Below are 24,897 nucleotides of genomic sequence, written 5' to 3'. Positions count from 1 at the left end.
TTTGGGTGGTATTTTGCGTTAAGGGGCGTGAAACCTGCCGCTATCCCTTTATACGGTTCCCTGCCCGTCCTTCATGTGAACCAGCGTGTTCAACTGTTCCAGCAGCGTATTCCCGCCAGTCAGCGAAATGGTACCAATCTTCTCGCAGATTTTTTCCAGAAACTCCAGCTCTTTGAGACGGTAGAGGGTGGCATTTTCGTCCATCAGCTTGGCGGTATTAAGCAGACTGCGAGTGGACGCCGTTTCTTCGCGCCGTGTGATGAGATTGGCTTGAGCCTTTTTCTCTGCCAGCAGCACCGTGTTCAAAATATCCTTGATATCCCCCGGCAAAATAATATCCTTCACCCCTGCCGACGTAAAAGTGACCCCATATTCGCCGCTTTGCTCATTCAGTCGGGTCAAGACATATTCCGCAATTTCCTGCTTCATTTTCAACAAATCATCCAGCTTCATCGTTCCGACATACTCACGCAGCACCAGTTGGAGCATAATGTACATTTGCTCCTCGAATGCCCGGAATTCCAAGGCCCGCAGCGGGTCAACAATGCGGTACTGACAGACGAAGTTCAGGCGCAGTGTGATTTTGTCCTCAGTCATGATTTCCTGCCCCATCAGGTCCATCTGCTGCTGTCGCAAATCTATCGTTCTGATCTCCGTGTTCACCGTCGACATCCAGAAATAATATTTACCCGGCTTCAGCTCGCCTTGCAGCACGTTATCATAATACAGGAAGCCCAGCTCATAGCTTGCCACCTGAAGCGCTTTCCAGAAGCCCTGTGTCTTGGCCAAAAAGGCTTGCCCCAACGCCTTATCAATCGCAGGCTGCCGGGTATCCGCATGAACAAAACGATGCTCCTTGAGCACGTTCCAGAAAGCATATTTACCAGCGGGCAACAGCTCCACGAACCGATTATCCTCATAATGCAGCACATATTCATAATCCTCTACATCGACGACACTCAATTGCTCCAGCAGAACGGAATCCGTCAAAAACAAACGAATATCATGATCCGGTACAAAAAACGGTTCGGCAACATTCAAAATTTCAACCGTTTCCTGCTGAAATGTCTTCAATATGTAAGTCCCCGGCAGCAGCAGCTTGTGATAGCTTCCCTTTTTAAACAGCAGCCCGCGCTCATCCGATTTAATCGTTATTTTCTTAAACATCGTATCACTCCTAGTATTTAAAATCCTCAGCTTAAAAGTGTGCTTTTTTCTACGTGTGGCGGCTCCGCGGTCCATTTGATCTTCCGATCGCTGTTGCAGTGGAATTCCTAGGATTGATAAAACATTCAAAGGTAGGAATTCTACTGCAAAGGCGAACGCTTCGCTTCTTCAGATTCAAATGGACCGCTCCGCTGCTGCCCGCCTTAAAATCAACACATTTTTAAAATGAGGATTCTTCATTTTTATTCGTTGTAGTAGGGTTAGTGACCCTTGCAGAGCATCCCTCCGGTGTGGACGGCGGGGCCAAGCTTGAGGAAAAAGGAAGGTTCCGCCTGTTCCCGTGTTGCGAGGATGGAATTCATCAGTCCAACATCGACTGTAAACTCATATCTCCCGAAGCTTCGGAGCCTGTCAGCGCTTGCTCTCCCCGGTATCCGCTGGCCGCATAGCCACCTCCCCGATTTCTGTCATGTGGACCAGACATGGGATACTCATTAGGGTCTTTGTAGTGGTTTTTTTCGATTTTTTAAATACTCTACCATGAGTCGCGTGGAAGGCGATTGGGATTCGAACCCTAATTTGGTGGATACATCAGATTTACAGGATACCTCACCCGATCAGGCAGGCACTGCGGGACCATTTGAAATCCTCACCTCGGTAATATCTTTCTGTATCAGCCTTTATCATTATCACGCACACCCGCACTCACGAACATGGCGAAAGTATTACGACTCCATAAAAAAAGAAAAAAAAGACACCTGAGAAGCACATTCGCTTCCCTCGTGTCTTTTGCCATATTGCAATATATGTAAACTTCTTCATTCCCTAAACCATTCACACCATTAGGTGTTCACCCTATGAGTTATTCATCCCAATAACCATTCACCCTAATAAACGTTAGGTATACAAAAAAGAATCCTCCAGGCTTGTAGCCCTTCAGATCCTCAATCTTTGAAGTCTTTAAGTCTTTAAGTCTTTAAGTCTTTAAGCCTTTAAGTCCTTTTGCCCTTCCCCCATTGCTCCACACCATTTCGGAAAAATGAGTTACTTTGTGGCGGGTAGTAGCGGAGCGGAGGGGTTGAATCTGGAGAAGCGTGAGCGTTCGCCTTTGCAGTGGGATTCTTACCTCTACATGTCTTATACAATCCGAAGAATCCCACTGCAACAGCGATCGGAAGATCAACCCCTTCGCGGAGCGCTTTCTCCCACCCACAACCCCACTCATTTTTCCCGCCCAAAATACCCTTCTATTTTCCAATCCACGCCAACCTGCGTTACGCTCAAATCTTGTAGCCCAACCGCATCGCTCATGGCGGACACACCCTCTCCCCCGAGAAAGCCCGGTGCTCCGCGCCCTCCAACCAGCTTCGGCGCAATATACAGTACCAGCTTGTCTGCCAGTCCTTGCTGCACGAACGAAGCGTTCACCTCGGCCCCGCCTTCCACGAACACCGAAGACACCTCCGCTGCGCCCAGAATATCCAGCATTTGCGGCAAGTTGACCCGATCACTGTTTTCATCCTGTGTCGGATATACCTTTACACCCAGCTGTTCCAGCTGATTCCGCTTGTCTTCATCATAAGCACGTCCTGTAAATATCCAGGTAGGCGCCTCGCCATCTGTAATGACACGGGCATCCAAAGGAATGCGTAGCGTGCTATCCAGAATGATACGAATCGGATTCCGACCTTCCGGCAGACGAGTGGTTAGCTGCGGATTATCGTGAATGACTGTCTGTACACCGACCAGTATCCCTACATGCTCGTGACGAAGGCGATGCACATCCTCTCGTGCCACCTCGGACGTAATCCATTTGCTTTCCGAGGTTCGAGTGGCAATTTTGCCATCCAGCGTCACCGCTGATTTGATCGTGATAAAAGGACGCTTGCTCACGATATATTGGTTAAACACTTCATTCATGCGGACAGATTCCTGCTCACATACCCCAACGATTACCTCAATGCCCGCATCCTTCAGGATTTGTACCCCTCTGCCCGAAACCAGCGGGTTCGGATCCAGCGCTGCAATAACGACCCGACGAATGCCAGCCTTCACAATCGCTTCCGCGCACGGGCCTGTCCGTCCATGGTGGGAACACGGCTCCAGCGTCACATAAATCGTCGCTCCCTGAGCATGTTCACCCGCCATACGCAAAGCATGAATCTCGGCATGTGGCTCGCCAGGCTTCAGATGAGCACCAATCCCGACAATGCGGCCGTTGTTCACAATGACCGAGCCAACGAGCGGATTCGGTTCCGTTTGTCCCTTGGCACTTTTGGCATTTTCCAGCGCCAGGCGCATATATTTCTCGTGAGTGGTCATAGAACCTCCCTGAAATCGAAATCCCGCAAATGGCCGGACCGTTCCACCTTCGTATTTAAATACCGTTCATTATATTGCGACACATCGCCCCACAACGGCATACGCCCTGCGACATTCATACCGGATTGCTTCAAGGCTTCCAGTTTTTTAGGGTTATTTGTAATTAAGGTTACCGGTTTTTGTCTCAGATGACGGAGCACACTAATCGCATCCGCATAATTGCGAGTATCATCTTCAAAGCCCAATTGGTGGTTGGCTTCGACGGTGTCCATACCTTCTTCCTGCAAAATGTAAGCCATCGCTTTGCTAAACAAGCCAATCCCACGGCCCTCATGGTTTGCCAGATAGAACAACGCACCCGTTCCGTGCTCCACAATCATTTTCATGGACTGGTGGAGCTGAAATCCGCAATCACAACGCTTGCTACCAAAAATATCTCCAGTATGGCAAATGCTATGCATACGAACAAGCGCATTTTCCGACTGTTGAAGATCGCCGTACACCAGTACGCTCGATTGCTGCCCCTCTGCCAAATTCAGTGTGGACAAACGCTTCACAATCGTGTCAGCGTTGGCATTTATCAAGTCCTGACGATCTTCCTCATCCCGTACAGGCAACCAGCAATACCATTGAAAAACAACCGTTTCCCCTTCCAAATTGACTGGCAGCTTAATCGGCCCAACCAAAATCGTCGAAGATTGCTCTCCGCGAATCGTTTGAATTTTATCATTAAGTAACGTAGCTACGTCTTTTTGGTTCATCTCTCTGCACCATCCTTTATATAAGCTCTATCTATCCGGAAGCCCCGGCTATTTAAAGGCTAATCGCTGATTTATATGATTTGATTTTCTGCTTGTAAAAAATATTCATGAAACGTGGATTCCATCGTAAGCTGTCGTTCCTGAAGCTCTGTGACAGTCAGCCACCGCTCGTCTTCGAACTCCTTTAGGCCCGCTGCAGTATATCCACCCTCCTGACGCAAACGAAGAAGCTCACTCGCCAGTACATCGGCATCCTTCAAGGCTGCGTTCAAGCCAAAAGCTCCGGTAGGTGTCATGGTATGCGCCGCATCTCCAATGAGGACCAGTCCGTTCCGCGACCACGTATCACTGCGGCTGCTGAAAATATCCAACGGTACGAAGTCCTTCCACGAACGAATGTGATCATGCACGTTATGCTCCAGATCGGGAAATGCATCTGCCAACAACTGTATGAACGGTTCAAACGACTGCTTAAACAAGGCAGGAAAGCTGCCTTCATCTACGTTCCAGCCAATTTGAATATAGCCCTCAGCCTGCGAAAATAAAGACAACTGCCGCCCGTTGACCAATGCCAGACGTGTGACAGGCTCCCATCCGGCAGGTGCCATAATTTTGGCCCACAGCAGATCATAGCCGTGTCTGATATTCGTCACTGGCATTTGCGCCAGCTTGCGCATGGTCGAATAGCGACCATCTGCCCCGACAATAACAGAGCTGCGAATCGTAACCTCATCGCCGTTCTTATCGCAAGCGATCAAGCCCGTGTATCCCTGCTCGCTATCGCCTTCCAGCGCAGTCACTGTCGTGCCCGCCAAATAACGAAAGGACTCATACGTAGCCGCCTGCTTGAGCAAAGCGTCCAAAAAATGAGGCTGTGGAATATGGACCCCTACATTACCGACCGCTGGCTCAATCGTCTTCACCTGCTGCTGATGCTCCCAATATTCGATTCTCGTCGAAGCGAGGATGTAGTCCTCATGAATTTGTTCGAGCAGCTTATGCTTTTGGATCACTTGCTGACCCTCATCATTTAAAATTTCGCCGCGAAAAGCCTTTCCCGCCACGCTCTGCCGCTCAACCAATATCGTCGAAACACCTTGCTCCGCCAACAAACAGGATAACAAGGCCCCGGCTGGTCCCCCTCCAACTACGCACACTTCACATTCCAGCTTCATCTGACTTCCTCCTGCGCCTAAACCATGACCTCAACAATTAGTCCGTACCTGTTAATTTAATTGCATCGTTATAATATCAAATTTTAAGCATTTTGCAACAATCCCAAGAGCGATTTCGAATCAGCAATATATAGATCGAAGCGGTTTAGTTCGTCTATATATTGTACTTTCGAGCGTGGGGAATCGAATGATGGAAAATGCTATATATACGTCCGTATCGAATCCGACAAGTTACTTTATGTAACAAAGTATATTTATATCATTCTATTTCGTCAAGTAATAAATTTATGTAAAGTAAAATCATTTACTTTTAACAGTGGATCGTTAATAATAGGAGCATGAGGTGATCACATGAACATTCCGCAAATGTGCCCACGGTTTGAAAAAGCCATGGAGCTACTGAGCAAACGTTGGACGGTATTAATCGTGTTTCAACTAACTAACGGTCCGCAACGATTTGTCGCGATTGAGAATTCAATCCCCAATTTAAGCGGGAAGGTCCTTTCCGATCGCTTGAAGGAGCTTGAGGAAGAAGGAATCATACAACGTATGGTTTATCCAGAGAAGCCGGTTCGGATCGAATACTCCCTTACGGATAAGGGACGCGATTTAGCGCCGTTGTTTGACCATATCGGGACTTGGGCTACCCGCTGGATTGAAGTTCTGCCAGCAATTGAGCAGCAATAACCTGCGTTAAATCAACACGGACACAGACTGCTAACATGCCAAAGAACGCCTTGCGTCATGAGTACAATTGTACTCATGACGCAAGGCGTTCTATTTTTCATATGACGGATTGCCCTATGATTTACTTATATATCGCCTCGTAGCATTTCCTCGCGAATAGACTGAACCCGCTTTTTCCCCCAATCATACATCATTTCTACAATAGGTAAAATCGTCATCCCCAGCTCGGTCATTGAATATTCTACCTTTGGGGGCACCTCGGGATACACCTCTCGATGTACAATGCCGTCCTCCATCAATTCTCGCAACTGATTGGTCAGTACTTTATGAGACAGCTTCGGAAACAGCCTTTGCAAGTCACTGAACCGGTGCGGCCCTTCCACACCCAGATGCCATAAAATGACGACCTTCCACTTGCCGCTTAACACCGACAAGGTCAGTTCTTTTTCACAGTTATAGTCTCCGTTGACGATCTTCTCCCGTATTTCTTCTCTCAGCGTATCAGACATATATCGGTTAACTCCTTCTATTCCATCATGATCTTGCACCGTACTTGCACCGTAATAGTAACCTGCAGGTAACCTCCGCACTTGAAAGTGCATTCTTCACAGCCGGACGAAGCCATTCTACAATAATAGATATCGTTTCACATTCAAGGAGGAATGAAGTATGAGTAAAAAGGCTCTTTTTATTATACCCCCGGAACGCTTTAATGAAGATGAATTGTTTAAACCGAAGGAAGCGCTGGAGCAAGCAGGCGTTACCGTTACGCTGGCTAGTACCAAAACAGGTGAAATTATCGGTGACTACAACGGTAAAGCGACCGCGAATCTGGTTTTCACAGACGCTGTCCCTACTGATTATGATGTGGTCGCTGTAATCGGCGGATCGGGCACGAATGATCATCTGTGGAACAACACGGATCTCCAAGCCCTGCTAAAACAAACGCATGAGCAAAAGATTCTGTTGTCCGGCATCTGTGCTGGCTCTGTAGCCGTGGCCCAAACCGGGCTGCTCTCCGGCAGAGCGGCTGCATGCTATCCGGTGGACGTGCAAAAGGATCAGCTCCAGACGTATCAAGTCGAATATGTGACTCAGCATGTGGTTGCCCATAGCGACATCATTACTGCTGATGGTCCAGACGGCGCACAGGAATTTGGCGAAGCCCTCGTTCAAGCCTTGCAATAGGTTTGAGCCGAGCCCCCCACAGAACAGGTAATACGATCAAGCATTTTCAGGCCCTTTTTTTATTGGACTTGGAGATGCTTTCTTTCTAATACTATAACGTCTCATGGCTCCTGGAACGCCTTTGATTTCCAGCATTCCCTCATAAATCAGGGCTCGAAGCCGATATTCGAAAAATTCATCTCCCATCTGCTGATCCAGGTGCCCCATAGCTTCTCCGATCACTCTTGCTGATTTGATAAAATCAGGCTGGACTTGCCGCTTGTGCAACTCATTCACCTTACTCAAAATATAGGCATCATAATCGTTTTCTTCTACATTAACGATGCTCCCATCCTTCCATATACGTAGCACCTCAGGCTTCATCGCCAGCTTACACCATTCTTCCGCCATTCGTTCTCTTTCTTCTGGTGTTAAAGAAACACCCTTGTCCTCTCGACTTAGAATAGCTTGTAGTTTGTCGGCAGGTATCTCGCCTGATCTTAGGCCTGTAGCATCCGGACGTTTAAATACGCGGCTGTAAGCATCTGCCGCATTTTTAATCCGAATATCGTTAGACATATTCCTCAGCAGGTACATGCTCAAACGAAGCCCCACCTGCTCAGGAGTATTGCTCCCCGTCCAGATCGTAATATCCGCCTGCGCTGGAATAGCAGCAAACTGCTCCAGCAACAGAAAATCATCCCTTTCAGCATCCTCATCATGCTCATCATGCTCATCATAAATATGATCTCTGAACCATTCCCGCCGTTGCCTGCGCCCCATTTCCTGCTGAAGCTGCCACAATGGGCCGATGGCATAGTTATCCCGAAAAGGAATAACCCGATGCGTATCTTCCCATCCCAGTTGTTTGAGTGCTATTTTCATACTCCCTGCAAAAGAATCGCCAATCACGATATGCACCTGCGTGCCACCCTCGTCAGGCTCCCACCATGAGTGTCTGTTTTGAGTTTCAAGCAAGTAATCATATAACTCTGACACTTGCTCATACAAATCATCTTTAGAAGCTTCGTTCCGTTTCACAGCTTCTGTCACTTGTATGATGTCTATCAGCCATAATCTTTGTTCGCCCGCAGTCATGCTGCGAATTGCCTCCACAAATCCTTTATTCTCCATGACTTTTTCTCCTTTTACACCTGTTTTTCGTGCCGCAGTGTCCAATGGAATTGTCGAATCAGAATAGTCGTGCTATGTTAGAGGAATCGACGTTGTAGCATAGGAGGCTTATGCCGTGAATATGAAAGGCAAAATCCATTTACATCAAGTAACGTCCGAATCGTTACGACTGGGCGCTTTACTTTCATTAGTAGGGGGTTTTCTGGACACATATACGTTTGTCGGAAGAGATGGCGTGTTCGCCAATGCTCAGACAGGCAATATCGTATTACTGGCTGTCAAAGCCATTCAGGGAAACTGGGGTCAGGCGTTAGCCCATATCCCGCCCCTGATCGCCTTTTCGCTGGGTGTTTTTGTAGCTGAGGGGATTAAGAGAAAATCTACCCACCGCCTGACACCGGACTGGGCCCGTGCCATTCTACTGCTGGAAATTTTCATTTTTTTCATCGTGGGTCTGATTCCGCAGGGGGTTCCCAATACGGTGGTGACGGTGATCGTCTCATTCGTTGCTTCCGTTCAAATGACTTCCTTCCGCAAGCTCATTGATGCGCCGTACACTTCCACCGTCAGCACCGGGAACCTCAGATCTGCCACAGAGGCGGTGTATATCGCCATTACGACCAAGGACACGAATGCTGCCATTCGCGCCATGCGTTACGGTGTCATCCTGATCACCTTTCTGGTCGGGGCTTTTCTGGGAGGTTTTTTGACGTTAGCTATTGGGGATAAAGCCATCTGGGGCGCTGTCGTGGCACTCATATTTTCTTTTATTTTATTTACGGAAAAAGAACATAAGTGGAAGCTACCCCTGAGCCACTAATCCTGCATTAGCCCTGAATAAACTGTCGCTGGGCGGTTTCAAAAAAGTTCAAAAGGTCTTCACGGGACGAGAACGCTGCCTGAGCCGATTGGTTGCTGCCGCCACCCTTACCCTGAAACGCGCCCAGATGCTCTTTAAAGTATGCTCCGCAGGCAACATGCTGTGTGCCGTTATGCGTCAGAAGGATTTTGTTTTCTGCTGTTGTGGCTAATAATACAAGTAAATCATGCTCAGATGTCAGCTTGGCAGCCATTTGCTGTAATTCCTGAAAGGTTTTTTGTTCAAAAATATGAGCCAAAACTTTCCCCTGAACAGCAGAAAGCAACTCTGCTGCCTGATACGAAGTATTTTCTTCTTGCAGGATGTCCACTTCCGCCTTGAGCTGCTTGTGCTCCTGCTCCCACTTTTCAAAGCGGGTCAAAATATCCTTGCGCCCGGTATTAAACTTCGCAGACAGCACGTCCAAAATCTGAAGACTTTCGTTAAAATCCTGAAGCGCGCGAACGCCGCATTTAAAATGGATTCTCGCCAGCCCCTTCTGCTTCTCCCATTTCAGACATTTGATCATTCCGATTTCCCCGGTTCGGCCGACATGTGTACCGCCGCAAGCATTGTATTCAATACCTTCAATCTCGACAATGCGGATATTCTCCGTTACTTTAGGCATTTTCACAAGTGGAATGTCCTTCAATTGCTCATTCGTTACAACATAACTTTGGATGCTGCGATTACTATAGATTTGCCGATTCACTTCCTGCTCGATGGCGGATAACTGCGCAGGTGTCAGTTCAGAACAGTTTACATCAATCGTGGCGTACTCTTGTCCCAGATGAAAGCTTTCCGTCTGCGCTCCCAGCAACTCCCGACAAATCGCCGACAGCAAATGCTGTCCACTATGCTGCTGCATATGATCAAATCTGCGCTCCCAATCCAACGTGCAAGCCACCTTCTCAGCCTCCGGCAAACGTTCGACCTGATGCCAAATATCGCCCTCTTCCAGAAAAACATCCACCACCGGAACGCCCTGAATCGTTCCCGTATCACATGGCTGACCCCCTCCATGCGGATAAAAAGCCGTTTCCTCCAGCATAACAAAATATCCGCCGTCTCTTTCCATGCTGCGTGTAATATGAGTCTCCCACTCCGTAAGGGTCGGAGAAGAGTAGTATAGTTTTGTCGTCATTCAAGGTTCCTCACTTTGGATTTCAATTTTCAAAAAACGTCTCCATTTTTTGAATAAAGGCTTTTGCGGCTGGACCTACATATTTATCTACACGATAAAACATTTCCAAATGTCGGGTAGGTGCATGCTTGATCGGAATCGCGCGAATCCCTAGTGACCCGAAGCTTTCAATCAATTGGCTCGGCTGAATCGTAGCTCCTATGCCTTCTTTCACCAGTTGAAACAGAGATGTTGCTGAGCCTGTTTCCATCAAAGGATGGATTAAAACCCCCTGATCTTCACACCAACGATCCACCAGATCACGCCCGACAAATCCTTTGGGATACATCACTAAAGAAACTTTTGCCAAGTCTTCCGGTACAATTATATCTTTGTCTGCTAAATCATGTTCTGTATTTACATACAAGCTGTGCGTTTCCGTATAAAAAGGGATGCGGTGCAAACGGTGATCCGAATGAATCCCCAAGCCTACTCCAATATCCACTTTATTATCGAGCACTTCATTGTAAATATCAATCGAGGGAATGACCTGAACCTTCGTATGAGGAAACTCCTTGTGAAAGCTGATCAGTACAGGAGTCAGTCGATAATCCAGGTCAGAGGGCAGAACCGCAACACGCAAATGACCGGTATGGAGATGGGTCAGATCAGATATGGCGTTTTTTGCATTTTCCAATTGCTGAATGACTTGTGAAGCGTAGTGCTCCAGAAGCTCGCCTGCTTCCGTCTTTACGGTTTTCTTGCCAATACGGTCGAACAAAGGGACCCCTACCTCATCCTCTAATACCCGTATTTGCTGGCTCAGCGTGGGTTGCGAAATTCCCAGCTTGTAGGCGGCCTCAGAAAAATGCAGCTCTTTGCACAATCGAAGAAAATATTGCAATTGCCGTATTTCCATAGAATCTCGCCTCCAAATCATAGTTTATAACTATTGTTTATATAGAATAAATAGTATTGATCTATTATAGAGCGAAATCTACAATGAATTCAACGTTAAAGAAAAGAGGCGTTTTGTATGCGTTTGGTGTATCTTATCCTGATTATATTTTTTATCTCCTTAAATTTAAGACCCTCCATTACGTCCGTCGGGCCTTTACTGGATATCATTCAAGCTCATTTGGGATTAAGCGGGGTGACCGCCAGTTTAATTACGGCGCTGCCTATTTTCTGTATGGGCCTCTTCTCTCTGTCATCTATCTGGCTCCAGCATCGCTTAGGCGTTGAAAGATCTTTGCTTGCAGCCATGCTGTTGATCCTCATAGCCACGTTCCTGCGCATGTTCGTTCATCATACTTCCTTCCTGCTCGCTACCGCTATATTCTCTGGAATAGGTATCGGAATCGCAGGCCCCTTGGTTGCGGGGTTTATCAAAAAATATTTTCCCGAGAAACCAGGGTTAACCGGGCTTTATTCCGTTTCCATGGTAATCGGAGCAGCCGTTGCATCCAGCTTTTCTGTGCCACTTTTCCGACAAATGGACTCTTGGCAGCACGCTCTGAGCTTCTGGAGCATTTTAGCGGTTCCCGCTGTGCTACTCCTTCTCCCCCTGCTCCAAAAAAGAGAAGTTCCTGCAAAAAACCTGCGGAGTTCGTCTTTCTCGATCAGGAATAAACGGGTACATTTATTTACTTTATTTTTTGGCTGTATGGCGGGTATTTTTTACGCTGTGACTGCTTGGTTGGCCCCCATCGCGCAAGCTGCGGGTTTAGACCATGCTCAGTCCGGTATGGTGCTTACCCTATTTACCCTGATTCAAATCCCGGTAAGCTTCTTCATCCCTCTTCTTGCCGGTAAATCAGGAAACAGAACAACATGGCTGCTTCTATGTGGTCTATCTGAATTGATCGGCATTGTCCTGTTGATGACACACTCTTCTCCTTGGGTGGCTGCTATTTTCCTGGGCATTGGAGCTGGTGGATTGTTTCCTTTAGCACTACTCATTCCAATCGAAGAAGCAGCGCATACAGAAGAAGCTACCTCATGGTCTGCAATGATGCAATTTGGAGGATATTTGCTAGGCTCTCTGGGACCTGCCTTGATCGGGCTGAGCCTCGACCTTTTTCAGACGTTTATGCCAACCTTGTTCATACTGGCTATGATCATATGTACGATGATTTTGGTGGGCTTAAAGATAGGGAACAAAGATAAACGTTCGCTTTCCGATAAGAATTTATAAACTCCGTAAACAAAGATTTCATCAAAATTTAGCTTGTAATTTAAATATTATTGTATTATGATTAGCCAGCTAACAAAATTCCGAATTGTAATAACTTCCAGTCGAAAGGAGAACCCTATGGATTTTGATTTACGGGATTTGCCCACTCGTGAAACACTTCAAGAATTTTCCAAGCGTATTCCCGAGATTGATATCAAAGCCACAGAAGCCATGCTATTCTTTATGCGCGTATCCTCCAGTACTTTTAAAGTTAGCTTTGAGGGCTTTGAACAATTCGGTATATCTCATGGAAAATTTTCAATATTAATTCTCTTGTACCGAAACATGAACATAGGACTGATGGCTACAGAGCTTGCGGAGAAAGTGGGAATAAGCAAACCTACTGTTACCGGACTCATTGACCGCTTAGAGCGCGATGGTTTTGTCATTAGACAAAGTCACCCTTCTGACCGTCGTATGAGCATCGTTAAACTGACTGATCAAGGGACAGCATTGATGGAGCGGCTGCTGCCTGTACATTTTACAAGCACCTCCAAGCTGATGAGCCACCTATCCACCGATGAAAAAGAGTTATTGCTGACGTTACTGCAAAAAATAGAACTCGGCATTCCCCAAGCACAAGAAATATATAAAAAAGCGAAACCATAATAACTCTAAAATTTATGCTTTAGTTAGCCGGGTTACTTTTTAATTTTAAAATAAATAATATCTACATACCCTATTATTTATTCTATCTCCATGCCTAAGCCAATTGATTAACTTAAAGGAGCGTATTTACTCAATGAATCGCACACAAATCACCAGTCTCATTATTCCTCTAATTTCTATTGCCTGTCTGATCGGCGGAGGTTTTCTCCTTCAAACCAACGGACAAGACCAAGTCAATGCTTCACGATCTGTTAAAGGTACAACCCTGAATTCGGACAGCATTCATGTATCCTTTGAACAAGTAGGTGGAAAAGTCCTCAGCATTCCAGTAAAAGAGGAAACTCCCGTAAAAAAAGGTACTATCCTTATGACGCTGGACGCCAAAGATGTAGATTTGCAAATGGAGCAACTACGAACGCAAATTGCCCAGTTCAATACACAGATCAGCCAACAGCAAAAATCAATTGACTTAGGTTATGCACGAGCTGCAACTCAGGAAAAGCAGGCACAGCTCGATATTGCACAATCTCAAGTAACTCAAAGCAAGAGTCAAGCAGCATTGCAGCGGGCAGAAGCCGCTGAGCGTCAAGCCACGGCAGCGGAAAAGCACGTCAATGATGGTGCTCGGCATGAGGATGTCCAGCAACAGCGAATTGCAGTAGCCTCCGCAACCAAAAGCGTTCAGACGGCCCAAACTAACTATAATCGTAACAAAGCACTATATGATGCAGGCAGTGTATCCAAAGCTGCATTGGATGATGCCGATTCATCATTGACTTTAGCTAAAAATCAGTTGAGTCAGCAACAAGAGTCTCTGCAAAAGCTGCTCAATGGCGCAACCGCGGAAGAACGAATGCAAGCCAAAGAGCAAACGACACAAGCATCTGTTGCTGTAAAACAAGCAGCGGAAGAAATTCGTGGTGCCCAATTGTCCGTGGATCGTTCCAAAACACAACTGGAAACCATTCAGCAAAGTCGTCAACAGCTAGCAGATCAGAAGCTGGCCGTTGATCTTCTACAACAGCAAAAGGAAACCCAGGAAGTTCAGCTTAAAACGCTATTACTCAAAAAAGAACGTCTGGTGTTGAAAGCACCGCAGGATGGCAAGATCACTGCTATCAGTACCAAAGTGGGCGAAAATGTGGGACAAGGGGCTCCCGTTATTACTTTAGAAACCAACGAGTTATATTACGATCTCTACGTGAACGAAGATCAAGTGGGGAAATTTAAAGCCAATAAAGAAGTTAAAACCCACATCTCGGCTCTAAATAAGGATTTGCAAGGTGTTGTACGCTATGTTACATCTGCACCACAATTCGCTAATGTAAAAATGTCTCGTGAAAAAGGTGAGGCGGATACCGCTACATTCCAAGTACGTGTATATGTACCAAAAGAGTCTACTTTGCTACCGGGTATGACAGTTGAGGTGAATACTGATGAAATCTCTTCGTGATGAATGGACGTACCTGGTTCATTCCAAGTATCCGATCATAGCTATCATTTTCCCGCTGATTGCAGTGCTGGGATATTCACTGCTACTCCCAAGCAGCCAAATTAACGAAGCTAACGTAGTCGTGGTGGATCAGGATAACACAGCCTATAGCCGTGAGTTCATCCAGAAAATAGATGCCTCCCCTAATATGAACGTGGCTGAGGTTGTTTCATACACTGACAACCCTGAACAATATTTTTATCACGAGAAATATTTGGCTGTTATTTCTCTGCCGAAGGGTTTGGAGGCCAATCACAATCGCTCCCTTTCCAGTCGTGTGGGGCTGATTCTGGATAACACTAATGTCCAATCTATTACTTTGATCCGCACGGCCATGCAGGAAATTAGCGTATCCGAGAATATGGGACTGTCCGTTCCAGCTATCATGAAAACCGGAATGAACGCGGAACAGACCCAGGGAGCATTAAATGGCATCGCTCTTGAGGTACGCTCCCTCTTTAATCCAACGAATGATTATCAGAATACAACAGTGCTTGCATTTACCTGTATGTTCTCTTTTATGATGCTTAATATTAACAGCTTACCTCTTATAGCCAGACTAAGGGTTTCCAGAAGGCTGGCTGCAGAACTTCAAAATCCGTTCAACATATTACTGCGTATTCTTCCTTACACGCTGTTTTCGACGGCAGGTTTAATCTTCTCTCTCGGAGTACTTAAAATGTTTGGGGGCAGCCGATTCGAGGCCAATCCGGTTCTCTTTATCATTCCGGTTGTTCTGTATGTATTCGGTACAGTTTGTATCAATATCCTGGTTGCTTGGGGCGCTGCACATCCGGGAGTAGCCATCGGCAGAATGGTTATTATACTCATGCCTGCTTTTGTTCTCTCGGGAGCCGTTCTCTCAAGATCGTTGTTTCCGCCTTTAGCAATCCAAATCGGTGATTTCTTCCCATTTGCATGGCTGTACAAATTTGTGCGCACGATGGGACTTCGTGGTGCGCCTTTACAAGAAATGCTTCCCGAACTTGGATCACTGTTGCTATATGTCGGTGTACTCTCCATGCTGGTCATAGCCAGAGCGCTGTGGGAAAAGCAAAAGCTGGCCAAAAATGCTACAGGCGATGCTCCTGGAATGGGGGCAGCTCATTCCGCTGGTCCAACTAGCACGCCTGGCGGCGGGATCTCTGTTCAAGGAGGAGCTCCAGCGCCTATACACGATCCAATAAAAGGGTAGCTATCCCCAATTCATACTTAAAATAAAAAGCACCTTTGAAATCACTATAAAAGTGGTTTTGAAGGTGCTTTGGGATAGCTCTTTCAAGTTTACTTATATGCTCGACCTAATTGATAGGCGTGCTCCAGCAGACCTTCAATGTATTCTTTCGATTCGGACAAGGTATCGTAGAAGAACTCAACCCTGGACTCTCTTACTCTCGCGTAGACAGCAATCACTTTGTTCAAATAATTAGTAACTATATCGTGGTATTCATACTTGATCAAATGTTCTTTCGTTCCTCCCGCCAAGCACAGCCACAAGACCTGTTTTGTCTTGAACTCCTCAAGTAAACCTATGTTCCACACTTTATCCAGGTACCCTTTTAGCATGGAAGGAACACTGTACCACCATAGAGGAAATACAAAGACCAGAGCATCCGCAGCAGCAATTCTGTCCATCTCTCTCCGTGTTTCAGGAGCATATTGTTTATGAGGCGTATTCCAATCCAGCTCATCTGCCGCGCTATATACCGGATTAAACCCATCCCGATACAAGTCCAAAATATCTACCTCGTGCTTATTCTCCTTCAATCCCTCTACAAAACGATTCATGGCTGCAAGGGTAAGTGAATCTTCTCTAGGATGCGTAACGACCAATAGAACTTTCATGTTATCCGTAACCTTCTTTCTCCTCGTGATTGGTGTACCCTGTCTACAGATGCTATTATGGTTGATATATATGAAAGTGTGAAGTACGCACTTCAATGTACCGTAGGTACTTTAAGGTTCCTTAGTGCTTTTTTTGCACTACAGATCCGAGAGGAGAAAAGCAAATGAAAGATAATACCAAAACATATATGCACGGTATTGAAGCGACCTTCGAGGTCATCGGCGGGAAATGGAAAGCCACCATCCTGTATCATTTAACCAACGGCAGAAAACGTACATATGAACTCCGTCAACTCATTCCAAAAATCACCCAAAAAGTGCTTACCCAACAGCTTAGAGAGCTGGAAAAGGACGAGATCATCCACCGAATTATCTATAACCAGGTTCCACCCAAAGTAGAGTATGAGCTTAGTGAATACGGAAGGAACTTTAAAGATCTGCTTGATCGTTTTTGCTTATGGGGGGAAGAACACTTAGACAGGGTTTATGGTGATAAAACAACGGTGCTGGAGGAATTTTCTGTGGAAGAGCCTTGTGTAGAAAAAAAGTAAAGCAGACTGAACGGCCTTTTCGCCATCGCTTCATCTGCTATCCACCAAAATACAAACAGTCCCAATGAAGGGTCCTTCAAAGGCGCTGTTTGTATTACTTGCATGTCGTCATTCTACAAGAATCGAAATTGCACTATATACTAATAACAAAGCCATTATTATATTAAACTGACTTCTATATTTTGATAAGAACTTTTGAAAAACGGAGCCAAACACACTCCAACAGAATGTACTCATAAAACCAACAAAAGCTAGAAATAACGAATACAATATCAAGCTGAAATTTGAATGGTGATATGGAAGGATGAAGGTTGATATAGCAGTGATACCATATAAAATTCCTTTCGGATTGATAAATTGCAAAAGCATACCTGTTAGAAAACTGTTATTCTTGCCCTCATCATTATCTTTACCACTATCTTTACTCATAATTATTTTTACAGCCAGATATAGCATATAGGCTGCACCCAGGATCGTCATCACAAATTGAATTTTGGGAATGAAATTTTCAAGTAAAAGATTAAAATAACTACTCAATAACATGATTACAAAGAAACCTGCACCTACTCCTGAACAAAATCGAATTGTCTTTTTAAGCCCGAATTTATTAGCAAAGAGCATGGCCATAATGTTATTGGGGCCTGGCGTAAAACTGGTAACAAAAACATATAGCAAAAATGATAATAAAGGCACTTTGGAACCCCCTCTTCGATGTATGCTATAATGTACAAAAAGAACAATATAACGTTTTACGTTTTATTGTACAATACAGACGTTATATTGTACACAGGTGCAGGAGGTATTTATGGAAACCATCAATCTGATCATTGCCAAAAACTTAAAAGCCTTTAGAGAAAATAAGAAATTAAGTCTTGAAAGAGTTGCAGAACTCACTGGAGTAAGCAAAACGATGATCGGTCAAATTGAAAGAGGCGAATCCAGCCCTACGATTACAACGATTTGGAAAATAGCGAATGGATTAAAAATTTCTTTTTCTTCATTAATAAATAATCCGCAGTCAGATACAAAAGTGGTTTTAGGAAGTGAAATTCAAATATTAACGGAAGACAACGGAAAATATCGAGTCTATCCCCACTTCCCCTTCGAAGATAATAGACGCTTTGAAGTTTATTCAATCGAGATAGAACAAAAGGGCTTCCTAAGTGCTGATTCTCACGGAGAGGGAACGGAGGAGTTCTTGACTGTTTTTGATGGAGAATTAACTATTCGTGTAAATGACCTTGAATATACAGTAAAAAGTGGGGATTCCATCCGATTCAAAGCGGACAGACCCCATACCTATCATAATTCAGGTGAAACATTAACTCGGTTAAGTATGGTTATATACTATCCAATTTAAAGGAGTGTAAAATGGGTATGATAATGCGTATTAAAAATCTTTTCTTTATCCGTAACTACCCGCTATTCATGATCTGTATGTTATTGCAAGGTATGGCGATATCGATAAGTGCACCTTTTTTGGCTGTATATTTCACAACTACACTAGGCGTATCTGTTGGAACCTTTGGTGTTTTTACAGCTGTGACTTTGATTTGTGGTATATGGATAAGCTCTCTTATTGCCAAACGTTCTGATACTGGATTGGATCGTAAACAAATTTTGGTTATTTGTATGTTATTTAATGCCGTAGCATTTGCAGGATATCTTGTCATTCAAAATTTTTATGTACTTTTTGTATATATGACTGTCTTCACAGCAGTGGGAGCACCTGGAATGCCACAGTTATTTGCTAGTGCACGTGAAGCGGTAGATCGCAGTAAATCAGCTGATCATGCCTTTGCCAATTCAACACTTCGTTCTATGTTTTCTCTTGGGTTTATCACTGGGCCTCTATTGGGCTCCTTCTTGATTGCACATACGGGTTTTCAAGGTATCTTTATGGGTACGACCTCCATTTTTGTACTTATCGCAGTTCTACTATTCTGTTTTATTAAGCAGCCCCCTGCTCAACTCAAAAGTAAGGCTCAACTTTCACTTCATAACATTACATTGCATAAAAATATTGAGATTCTGATACCGTTCTCAGTTCTCACTTTGCTCTATGTGGCACACTGGATGAACAGTTTAAATATTTCATTGTTTATCATTCACAACTTAAAAGGGGACACGAATGACGTTGCTTTAGTATCCAGCATTTGTGCAATATTGGAAATACCTTTAATGATCATGTTAGGTGTATTTGCCGCTAAATATTCCAACCGCCTGCTTGTATTTCTGGGTTCTTTAACAGGGGTTGCCTATTACATTCTCGTCATTATGTCTACAGAAATGTGGCAGTTATTAGTGGGGCAGCTTCTTCTGGCCTTCTTTGTTGCAGTGATATCGGCCATTGGCATCAGTTACATGCAGGATTTGTTGCCTTCTCTTCCTGGTTATGCATCGACGCTGTACTCCAATGCGACAACCATTGGAAGACTGGTAGGCAGCTTAGCGGGTGGATTAACCGCTCAATGGATTGGCTATCGGAACTCCTATTGGGTATGTTTGTTCCTGATCCTCTGCTCCATCTGCCTTCTAGCGATATCAAAAAAATTAGATATTGCAAAAACGGTTGCTTTAAAACAAAAGGAACACAGTCTATAGAACCGTTTCATTGAAAAGTAGTAGACTGGACCTCATTAAAAAGAAGCAGCGGCAACCTTGGACGAAAAAATAAAGCCCAAACTGCCGCTGTTTTATGGAGCGATCTGTGCCCCACTAGCTTAATGGATGATTCGCTATAGTCTCCCCTGAATAAAAATGATTTCTTTACTGTCATATTATTTTTCTATTGTGGAGAAATGACTCCTAATTGTATCTGCCGCATGTCTATACCTGCCAGCCTGACGTAATGATTCACCAATCACATGGGCCTGCTGCTTATAGGTTGAATGATTCAAAACCTCTAATAAGGCAGCTTTTAAACTCGCGGGTGAAAGCTCATTTTTATTCACAGCAATACCCGCCCCCAGCTCTTGCACCCGATTGGCCACGATAGGCTGGTCTGATGTCATGGGAACCATAACCAGAGGCACATTGTAATACAAGGCTTCGCTTGTGCTGTTCATCCCCGCATGTGTAATAAATGCGTCTACATGCTGCAGCATTTCCAGTTGTGGAATATAGGGCTTGACAATAAAATTGTCAGGGATACAATCGGCCAATAGCTCCATATCTGTATATTTGCCTGATGAAAGTACAAACTGCACAGGTAAATCGTGAAATGCTGCAAAGCAAAGCTTATAAAACTCCAGGTCTTTATTCAAAATGGTTCCCATTGAGATGTAAACCGTCTGTGGATGCAGAGCACGAAGTTGTTCGAATGGGAAAGAGGGCGCATCTTTACGTGGTACAATAGAAGGACCTGTAAAAATATAACTGTTATCCAACTTTTCAGCTTGCGGTTGAAAATAACGGCTTGTATAAACAATTTTCAAGCGCCCGGCATGTGGAGCGATCTCATCCATAGCCGGGATGGCAACCTGAAGCTCATGAGCTAATTGATGCGTTACTTTCATCGTGGCCGTATACAGCTTTTTTACCTCTGGATCATTTTCATCCATGCCTTGGCCAGACCCCAAAGGTTCTACGAAAGCAAAAGAAGCGATAGAGCATATTGCAGGTATTTCCAGCTTCTCTGCTATAATCTTACCTCCCCAGCCCATCAAAGAGTCATAGATTAAATAATCATAGGTCCTGTTCTCTATAACTCTCAAAACCTCTGGAATGATCGGCTGAATCATACCTTTAACCATCATGTACACAAATTGATAATGATGTTTGTACTCCGCTGGCTTTAAATCAGCGTCTTTGGAAAAAGCATCATCAACAAAAGGATAGGTTATCAGTTTTGCTCCCGTTGGCTGAATTCTCGTACGAAATTCCTCCGTACATACATAATCCACTTCCTCACCACTGTCGACCAGCTGCTTAACTAATCCTAATGACGGATTAACATGGCCTTCAGCAGGCGTGATCACTACCAACACACGTGCCATCCCTACACCTCCGACATAATAAATTTACTAGAAATAAATGGGTGTATTTTCATGATGAACTACGAACAACATACAAGATGTAGTTTTTTTCTATTAAAAAAATACATCTCACACTTAATATATAGAATATTTTCCATAAAAACAAATGTATTCAATTTTAAAGTTATGTATTTTCCGAATTCAAAATTACTTGCACACCACACCAATAAGCGAGGTGAACGCTTGAAGCGCACACCCCGCTTATCTATTGAACATCACATTTGGAAGAAGCCGATTTATTTATTCAACTGTGGATTCCAATGATCTACCCCGCCCAAAACGGCTTTAACGGTGTACTGACTGGCTTCGTCAGCAGTAAGCTGCTTAGCCCAAGGTACACGTCCGGCACTCGCTGCACCTGGTCCATCATTATCAAACTCTACGAATCTTGCGGTCTGCTCATTGGATACCTTTCCCCAATTGTTCCAGCCGCCCGGCTTGATATGGTTATCCATGTAAGATTTTAGATAAGCAACATGGGCGTAAGGGCGCCATGGCCGTCCAAGATCTACCTTGCCTGTCAACCCATTTTCGGCTGTCAGACGACATTGAATAAATACCAAGCCCGGCATATTCTCTTCAGTTGAAGCTGCTGTTACATATCCGGCACGCAAGCTGTGTATCACCGAATTTTCAAATACGGCAGGTGAATTGCCAAAAATAAAATCGACGCTGCCGCTGATATAGCTGTCCTTAAAATACTGTCTGCCACGATTCACAAGCAATGTATCCTGTAGTCCTGTAATTTTGACATTGCGATACTGTCCACGATCACCTTCCGCATATAACGCCACGGCCTGCACCTGCCCGGTCCCTTCTGTATTCGCAACCGTCACATTCTCCAGTATAAAATCTGGACTTTGCACACGCATCGTATAGCTGTTGCTTGTTCCTAATTCTTTTCCGTCCACCACAGTTTTGGCCGTATCGTTAAAGGAGATAATCGTTTTCTCCCTATCCTCTCCAATAATGCTCAGATTTTTTTTGGAGGAATTCACTTTTATTTTTTCACGATAGGTACCATTTTTGAGGCGAATAACTGTCCTGGTGTTACTGTTGTCAGGGACTGCATCAATAGCTGCCTGTAGAGATGTAAAGCTGGCAGGGCCATAGGTCGCTACAACAACGCTATTCACCTCACGGGCAGCAGCTTCTTGTTCTGTTTTAGCGGAAGCCACCGCTGTTTCTGCCAGCTTGCGGATCGTAACATTTCTGAATTCCGACGTATTGTAATTCCATACATCGTTTTGTTGTTTGGATGCATCGGTAGCTAGCCCGAACAATAGCGGTTGATTATCCGGCAAATTCATAACGGTTTCACCAACTTTCTCCCAGTTCGTCAGACCATCTGTGGATACCCAGCCGGTAATCTTTTGTCCTTGTCGTACAAGACGAACCGAATATGGCGTTGTTATAAACGTCTCCATGGACGCACGTTTCGTATTGCCATCCGTTTGATCACGACTGATGAGAATACCCTGTTTACCATATTTAACAAATGCTAAAGCCATATAAGCCATTTTCGATCCAGGCTCCAGCGATTCACGAATCATGACACCCGCTTCGGCATTATCATCCACCGGGGTAATCTTCTCCACACGGGCTGTAATTTCAGCGTCTCCCTCCCATTTCTGATAAGCATAATGGAAAAAGTCAGCCTTGCCGTCAATGTCTCCCGCCGACTTCAGCCGTATGCTGCTTCCATTCTCGTCAGCCTTTAATACTTGAGTATGTCCTTTGATATAACCGCTGAGGCCCTCAGAGCCAATGTCTTCACTCAGCCAGCTTCCCGATGATGCAGTCGTGTTGACATGAATGGCAACAGGATTGGAAAATGCAGCAGTCCCCTTGCGGCCGGTCACCCGTGCAACAATATAATGGGTACCGTCCGTTACCTGGTTCCAATCGAGACGATAAGGCGCAGTGTTGACCTTGCCAGCAAGTACACCGTCAATGATAAATGCAACATGCGCAATACCATCTTTGTCCTTGGCCGTTGCTGTTAATCTGGCATTACGGCCTGCCTCCAAAATATCGTTATGCTTCAATGAACGGCCGCTTTCGTCAGACACCTGAACGACGGCCTCCGGATTATCTACCTCGTTTCCATCCGACAGCTTCTCGATCAGATCATTTAAATAGACCTCCAAATTGGTGTAGCCCTTGGCAAAATGAGCATACGCCCCTGAGCCGGCAAGCGTCTGACCATTACGGTCGTTGGCATTATAAGGGTCCAGCCCGCTGGCACGTTCCCACTCATCCGGCATTCCATCGTGATCGCTGTCGGAAAGCCCTGTCATAGTTACGTTATCATCATCATAAATCCATCCAGCTTCACGCGGGGAGTTGATAAACGCACCCGTTCCATTCTTCACGTCATTCATAATACGGGCGTCCACTGCATCTCTTCTTGGCAGCGTGGCTCCCGAGCCTGCAAGCACCTCTGCATATGCCGTCTGTGCATCTGTCGCTTGGTAGGGACCATACGCATCGGGGGAAATTCCGTTGTCGTATTCCCCTCTGACTTCAATCGGCTCCGCCAGCCGGGTGGAAGGGTCTATAATCGACCCAATGGATGTTCCAAGCTGCCAGTTATCTTGGGTAACCGATTCGTTGCCGTACATGTAGTTACCGCCAATGAACATGCGTGTTTTATATTTTTTACTACCCACGTCTACAAAGATTTGACTGCGAACATCCCGATATGTGCTGGGACCAGATTTATAATAGTTATTCAGCACATTATACGATCCTTCACCACCGCCGTATGAAGAGAAAAATCCCCAGTTATAAATTACATTATTGGTCATTTCCACTGCGTCAATTTCTCTTTTATCCGTTGGAAAACGCGGATTACGGCTTGCATTGTGAGCCAACAAATTATGATGATAGGTGGCGTTGCGTCCGCCCCAAATGCCGCCGTAGCCATGGCGTCCCTTTTGATGTGTAGTCATAAGCATACTCTCGGAGGCAATGGACCACTGTACGGTCGTATTTACGTTGTCATACAGGCTCAGCACCTCATCCACCGACCAGCTAAAGGAACAGTGATCAATCATAATGTTTTTATGGTATCTGGCTCCTAACGCGTCATCCTCACTGGGGTAACGGTCAGTTAATCGGAAACGCAGGTAACGAAGAATCACATTATCCGCATCAATTCCGGTTGTGTAATCGCTTACAGTAATTCCGTCGCCAGGAGCTGTCTGACCAGCAATCGTCAGGTTACTCCCATTGATTTTGAGCGGCTCCTTGAGATGAATAGTTCCACCAACCCGAAAAACTACCGTCCGGTTACCGGAACTGACCGCTGCGCGAAGCGAACCAGGTATGGTCTGTTCATCTTTGCCGTAGTCCGCCAGCGTGGTAACCTCGTATATTTCCCCTCCACGCCCGCCAGTAACATATTTACCGCCACCCTCAGCACCGGGGAACGCCGGAATATCCGTCGCGACTTTTGCCACCTTTGCCATCTCTGTCCCAACCACCGCCTGACTCCCCACACCAGCTTCCGCTTGGATCAGTGGTGGACATAAGGTCAACAACAATGAACCCACAACCACATTACATAACACCTTTTTCCATGTACGCTGCTTGTTCAAATCTATTTCCTCCCCTCAAATTTTCTTTCAAACCAGCCAGCAGTGTTTTTCACCTCCTTTCCTTGGCGAACAGACGAATTCTCCGACTTTCTTGTTGTAATAAACTGTTCACATTTCTACTCGCAACTGC

Annotated in this window: 23 protein-coding genes; 10 read left to right on the top strand and 13 right to left on the bottom strand. The window is 45.3% G+C overall.

Annotation, left to right across the window (positions count from 1 at the left end):
- Positions 1 to 48: 48 nt before the first annotated feature.
- The 5 genes from ABIA61_RS20560 to ABIA61_RS20540 all read right to left on the bottom strand — a co-directional run bounded on the left by ABIA61_RS20560 (position 49) and on the right by ABIA61_RS20540 (position 5,425).
- The gene (locus ABIA61_RS20560) at positions 49 to 1,167 is read right to left on the bottom strand and encodes a slipin family protein (protein WP_192511378.1); all 1,119 of its coding nucleotides are present in this window, start codon (positions 1,165 to 1,167) and stop codon (positions 49 to 51) included.
- A gap of 361 nt (positions 1,168 to 1,528) precedes the next feature.
- Positions 1,529 to 1,651, bottom strand: coding sequence for a hypothetical protein (locus tag ABIA61_RS20555; RefSeq protein WP_283653390.1), 123 nt, complete (start codon positions 1,649 to 1,651; stop codon positions 1,529 to 1,531).
- A 737-nt stretch (positions 1,652 to 2,388) separates the two neighbouring features.
- A complete protein-coding gene (gene ribD, locus ABIA61_RS20550) occupies positions 2,389 to 3,489 on the bottom strand; it encodes a bifunctional diaminohydroxyphosphoribosylaminopyrimidine deaminase/5-amino-6-(5-phosphoribosylamino)uracil reductase RibD (RefSeq protein WP_404581198.1) in 1,101 nt (366 codons plus the stop codon).
- Complete coding sequence (locus ABIA61_RS20545; RefSeq protein WP_404581197.1) at positions 3,486 to 4,250, bottom strand: GTP cyclohydrolase II; 765 nt, start codon at positions 4,248 to 4,250, stop codon at positions 3,486 to 3,488. The genes ribD and ABIA61_RS20545 overlap by 4 nt, the downstream gene beginning before the upstream one ends.
- 71 nt (positions 4,251 to 4,321) lie before the next feature.
- A complete protein-coding gene (locus tag ABIA61_RS20540; RefSeq protein ID WP_404581196.1) occupies positions 4,322 to 5,425 on the bottom strand; it encodes an FAD-dependent monooxygenase in 1,104 nt (367 codons plus the stop codon).
- A gap of 351 nt (positions 5,426 to 5,776) precedes the next feature.
- On the opposite strand from ABIA61_RS20540, the gene ABIA61_RS20535 reads away from it, so the two are divergent.
- Positions 5,777 to 6,112: a winged helix-turn-helix transcriptional regulator gene (locus ABIA61_RS20535; protein WP_069290443.1), complete on the top strand. Its 336-nt coding sequence runs from the start codon at positions 5,777 to 5,779 to the stop codon at positions 6,110 to 6,112.
- A 125-nt stretch (positions 6,113 to 6,237) separates the two neighbouring features.
- Here the strand turns inward: ABIA61_RS20535 and ABIA61_RS20530 are convergent, their stop codons facing one another.
- A complete protein-coding gene (locus ABIA61_RS20530) occupies positions 6,238 to 6,621 on the bottom strand; it encodes a winged helix-turn-helix transcriptional regulator (RefSeq protein ID WP_404520744.1) in 384 nt (127 codons plus the stop codon).
- A 160-nt stretch (positions 6,622 to 6,781) separates the two neighbouring features.
- On the opposite strand from ABIA61_RS20530, the gene ABIA61_RS20525 reads away from it, so the two are divergent.
- Positions 6,782 to 7,300: a DJ-1/PfpI family protein gene (locus ABIA61_RS20525; RefSeq protein ID WP_404581194.1), complete on the top strand. Its 519-nt coding sequence runs from the start codon at positions 6,782 to 6,784 to the stop codon at positions 7,298 to 7,300.
- A gap of 36 nt (positions 7,301 to 7,336) precedes the next feature.
- On the opposite strand, the gene ABIA61_RS20520 is transcribed toward ABIA61_RS20525, so the two are convergent.
- The gene (locus ABIA61_RS20520) at positions 7,337 to 8,413 is read right to left on the bottom strand and encodes a DUF1835 domain-containing protein (RefSeq protein ID WP_404581193.1); all 1,077 of its coding nucleotides are present in this window, start codon (positions 8,411 to 8,413) and stop codon (positions 7,337 to 7,339) included.
- A gap of 115 nt (positions 8,414 to 8,528) precedes the next feature.
- Here ABIA61_RS20520 and ABIA61_RS20515 point away from each other — a divergent pair, with 115 nt between their 5' ends.
- Positions 8,529 to 9,233: a YoaK family protein gene (locus tag ABIA61_RS20515; protein ID WP_404581192.1), complete on the top strand. Its 705-nt coding sequence runs from the start codon at positions 8,529 to 8,531 to the stop codon at positions 9,231 to 9,233.
- A 7-nt stretch (positions 9,234 to 9,240) separates the two neighbouring features.
- Here ABIA61_RS20515 and ABIA61_RS20510 read toward each other — a convergent pair whose 3' ends face one another.
- Both ABIA61_RS20510 and ABIA61_RS20505 read right to left on the bottom strand, forming a co-directional pair.
- The gene (locus ABIA61_RS20510; protein ID WP_404581191.1) at positions 9,241 to 10,416 is read right to left on the bottom strand and encodes an alanyl-tRNA editing protein; all 1,176 of its coding nucleotides are present in this window, start codon (positions 10,414 to 10,416) and stop codon (positions 9,241 to 9,243) included.
- Between the two features lie 22 nt (positions 10,417 to 10,438).
- Positions 10,439 to 11,314 (bottom strand): LysR substrate-binding domain-containing protein, encoded by an 876-nt coding sequence (locus tag ABIA61_RS20505; protein WP_404581190.1) that lies wholly within the window; start codon positions 11,312 to 11,314, stop codon positions 10,439 to 10,441.
- A gap of 117 nt (positions 11,315 to 11,431) precedes the next feature.
- Between ABIA61_RS20505 and ABIA61_RS20500 the strand changes: the two genes are divergently transcribed.
- From ABIA61_RS20500 to ABIA61_RS20485, 4 genes are all read left to right on the top strand, one after another.
- On the top strand, positions 11,432 to 12,592 hold the full coding sequence (locus ABIA61_RS20500; RefSeq protein ID WP_283653398.1) for an MFS transporter: 1,161 nt from the start codon (positions 11,432 to 11,434) through the stop codon (positions 12,590 to 12,592).
- A 117-nt stretch (positions 12,593 to 12,709) separates the two neighbouring features.
- Positions 12,710 to 13,240 (top strand): MarR family winged helix-turn-helix transcriptional regulator, encoded by a 531-nt coding sequence (locus ABIA61_RS20495; protein ID WP_283653399.1) that lies wholly within the window; start codon positions 12,710 to 12,712, stop codon positions 13,238 to 13,240.
- 133 nt (positions 13,241 to 13,373) lie between these two features.
- Entirely contained in the window at positions 13,374 to 14,693 is a 1,320-nt protein-coding gene (locus tag ABIA61_RS20490; protein WP_404581189.1) for an HlyD family secretion protein, read from the top strand.
- Positions 14,677 to 15,927 (top strand): ABC transporter permease, encoded by a 1,251-nt coding sequence (locus tag ABIA61_RS20485; protein WP_283653401.1) that lies wholly within the window; start codon positions 14,677 to 14,679, stop codon positions 15,925 to 15,927. Before ABIA61_RS20490 ends, ABIA61_RS20485 begins: the two co-directional genes overlap by 17 nt.
- 89 nt (positions 15,928 to 16,016) lie before the next feature.
- Here the strand turns inward: ABIA61_RS20485 and ABIA61_RS20480 are convergent, their stop codons facing one another.
- On the bottom strand, positions 16,017 to 16,577 hold the full coding sequence (locus ABIA61_RS20480) for an NAD(P)H oxidoreductase (RefSeq protein WP_044644578.1): 561 nt from the start codon (positions 16,575 to 16,577) through the stop codon (positions 16,017 to 16,019).
- 164 nt (positions 16,578 to 16,741) lie between these two features.
- Between ABIA61_RS20480 and ABIA61_RS20475 the strand changes: the two genes are divergently transcribed.
- The gene (locus ABIA61_RS20475) at positions 16,742 to 17,128 is read left to right on the top strand and encodes a winged helix-turn-helix transcriptional regulator (protein ID WP_283653402.1); all 387 of its coding nucleotides are present in this window, start codon (positions 16,742 to 16,744) and stop codon (positions 17,126 to 17,128) included.
- 108 nt (positions 17,129 to 17,236) lie between these two features.
- Here the strand turns inward: ABIA61_RS20475 and ABIA61_RS20470 are convergent, their stop codons facing one another.
- A complete protein-coding gene (locus ABIA61_RS20470; RefSeq protein ID WP_283653403.1) occupies positions 17,237 to 17,821 on the bottom strand; it encodes a LysE family transporter in 585 nt (194 codons plus the stop codon).
- Between the two features lie 112 nt (positions 17,822 to 17,933).
- On the opposite strand from ABIA61_RS20470, the gene ABIA61_RS20465 reads away from it, so the two are divergent.
- Both ABIA61_RS20465 and ABIA61_RS20460 read left to right on the top strand, forming a co-directional pair.
- Positions 17,934 to 18,488 carry a helix-turn-helix domain-containing protein gene (locus ABIA61_RS20465; RefSeq protein WP_404581188.1) on the top strand — a complete coding sequence of 185 codons (555 nt, stop codon included), beginning with the start codon at positions 17,934 to 17,936 and terminating at the stop codon, positions 18,486 to 18,488.
- 17 nt (positions 18,489 to 18,505) lie between these two features.
- Complete coding sequence (locus ABIA61_RS20460; protein ID WP_404520807.1) at positions 18,506 to 19,732, top strand: sugar efflux transporter; 1,227 nt, start codon at positions 18,506 to 18,508, stop codon at positions 19,730 to 19,732.
- Positions 19,733 to 19,908: 176 nt separating this feature from the next.
- Here ABIA61_RS20460 and ABIA61_RS20455 read toward each other — a convergent pair whose 3' ends face one another.
- Together ABIA61_RS20455 and ABIA61_RS20450 are read right to left on the bottom strand one after the other, a co-directional pair.
- Complete coding sequence (locus ABIA61_RS20455) at positions 19,909 to 21,126, bottom strand: macrolide family glycosyltransferase (RefSeq protein ID WP_404581187.1); 1,218 nt, start codon at positions 21,124 to 21,126, stop codon at positions 19,909 to 19,911.
- 275 nt (positions 21,127 to 21,401) lie between these two features.
- Positions 21,402 to 24,767, bottom strand: coding sequence for a pectinesterase family protein (locus ABIA61_RS20450; protein WP_404581186.1), 3,366 nt, complete (start codon positions 24,765 to 24,767; stop codon positions 21,402 to 21,404).
- Positions 24,768 to 24,897 lie beyond the last annotated feature (130 nt).

The organism is Paenibacillus sp. RC21, from assembly GCF_044907935.1.
Lineage (GTDB): Bacteria > Bacillota > Bacilli > Paenibacillales > Paenibacillaceae > Paenibacillus > Paenibacillus terrae_A.
Note: the sequence above shows the minus strand (reverse complement) of the source record. Positions and strands in the feature narration are given on the sequence as shown.

Excerpts from the sequence above, each read along its gene's own strand:
- ABIA61_RS20560 (WP_192511378.1), bottom strand. The coding sequence starts at position 1,167 with ATGTTTAAGAAAATAACGATTAAATCGGATGAGCGCGGGCTGCTGTTT.
- ABIA61_RS20555 (WP_283653390.1), bottom strand. The coding sequence starts at position 1,651 with ATGTCTGGTCCACATGACAGAAATCGGGGAGGTGGCTATGCGGCCAGC.
- ribD (WP_404581198.1), bottom strand. The coding sequence starts at position 3,489 with ATGACCACTCACGAGAAATATATGCGCCTGGCGCTGGAAAATGCCAAA.
- ABIA61_RS20545 (WP_404581197.1), bottom strand. The coding sequence starts at position 4,250 with ATGAACCAAAAAGACGTAGCTACGTTACTTAATGATAAAATTCAAACG.
- ABIA61_RS20540 (WP_404581196.1), bottom strand. The coding sequence starts at position 5,425 with ATGAAGCTGGAATGTGAAGTGTGCGTAGTTGGAGGGGGACCAGCCGGG.
- ABIA61_RS20535 (WP_069290443.1), top strand. The coding sequence starts at position 5,777 with ATGAACATTCCGCAAATGTGCCCACGGTTTGAAAAAGCCATGGAGCTA.
- ABIA61_RS20530 (WP_404520744.1), bottom strand. The coding sequence starts at position 6,621 with ATGTCTGATACGCTGAGAGAAGAAATACGGGAGAAGATCGTCAACGGA.
- ABIA61_RS20525 (WP_404581194.1), top strand. The coding sequence starts at position 6,782 with ATGAGTAAAAAGGCTCTTTTTATTATACCCCCGGAACGCTTTAATGAA.
- ABIA61_RS20520 (WP_404581193.1), bottom strand. The coding sequence starts at position 8,413 with ATGGAGAATAAAGGATTTGTGGAGGCAATTCGCAGCATGACTGCGGGC.
- ABIA61_RS20510 (WP_404581191.1), bottom strand. The coding sequence starts at position 10,416 with ATGACGACAAAACTATACTACTCTTCTCCGACCCTTACGGAGTGGGAG.
- ABIA61_RS20505 (WP_404581190.1), bottom strand. The coding sequence starts at position 11,314 with ATGGAAATACGGCAATTGCAATATTTTCTTCGATTGTGCAAAGAGCTG.
- ABIA61_RS20500 (WP_283653398.1), top strand. The coding sequence starts at position 11,432 with ATGCGTTTGGTGTATCTTATCCTGATTATATTTTTTATCTCCTTAAAT.
- ABIA61_RS20495 (WP_283653399.1), top strand. The coding sequence starts at position 12,710 with ATGGATTTTGATTTACGGGATTTGCCCACTCGTGAAACACTTCAAGAA.
- ABIA61_RS20490 (WP_404581189.1), top strand. The coding sequence starts at position 13,374 with ATGAATCGCACACAAATCACCAGTCTCATTATTCCTCTAATTTCTATT.
- ABIA61_RS20485 (WP_283653401.1), top strand. The coding sequence starts at position 14,677 with ATGAAATCTCTTCGTGATGAATGGACGTACCTGGTTCATTCCAAGTAT.
- ABIA61_RS20480 (WP_044644578.1), bottom strand. The coding sequence starts at position 16,577 with ATGAAAGTTCTATTGGTCGTTACGCATCCTAGAGAAGATTCACTTACC.
- ABIA61_RS20475 (WP_283653402.1), top strand. The coding sequence starts at position 16,742 with ATGAAAGATAATACCAAAACATATATGCACGGTATTGAAGCGACCTTC.
- ABIA61_RS20465 (WP_404581188.1), top strand. The coding sequence starts at position 17,934 with ATGGAAACCATCAATCTGATCATTGCCAAAAACTTAAAAGCCTTTAGA.
- ABIA61_RS20460 (WP_404520807.1), top strand. The coding sequence starts at position 18,506 with ATGATAATGCGTATTAAAAATCTTTTCTTTATCCGTAACTACCCGCTA.
- ABIA61_RS20455 (WP_404581187.1), bottom strand. The coding sequence starts at position 21,126 with ATGGCACGTGTGTTGGTAGTGATCACGCCTGCTGAAGGCCATGTTAAT.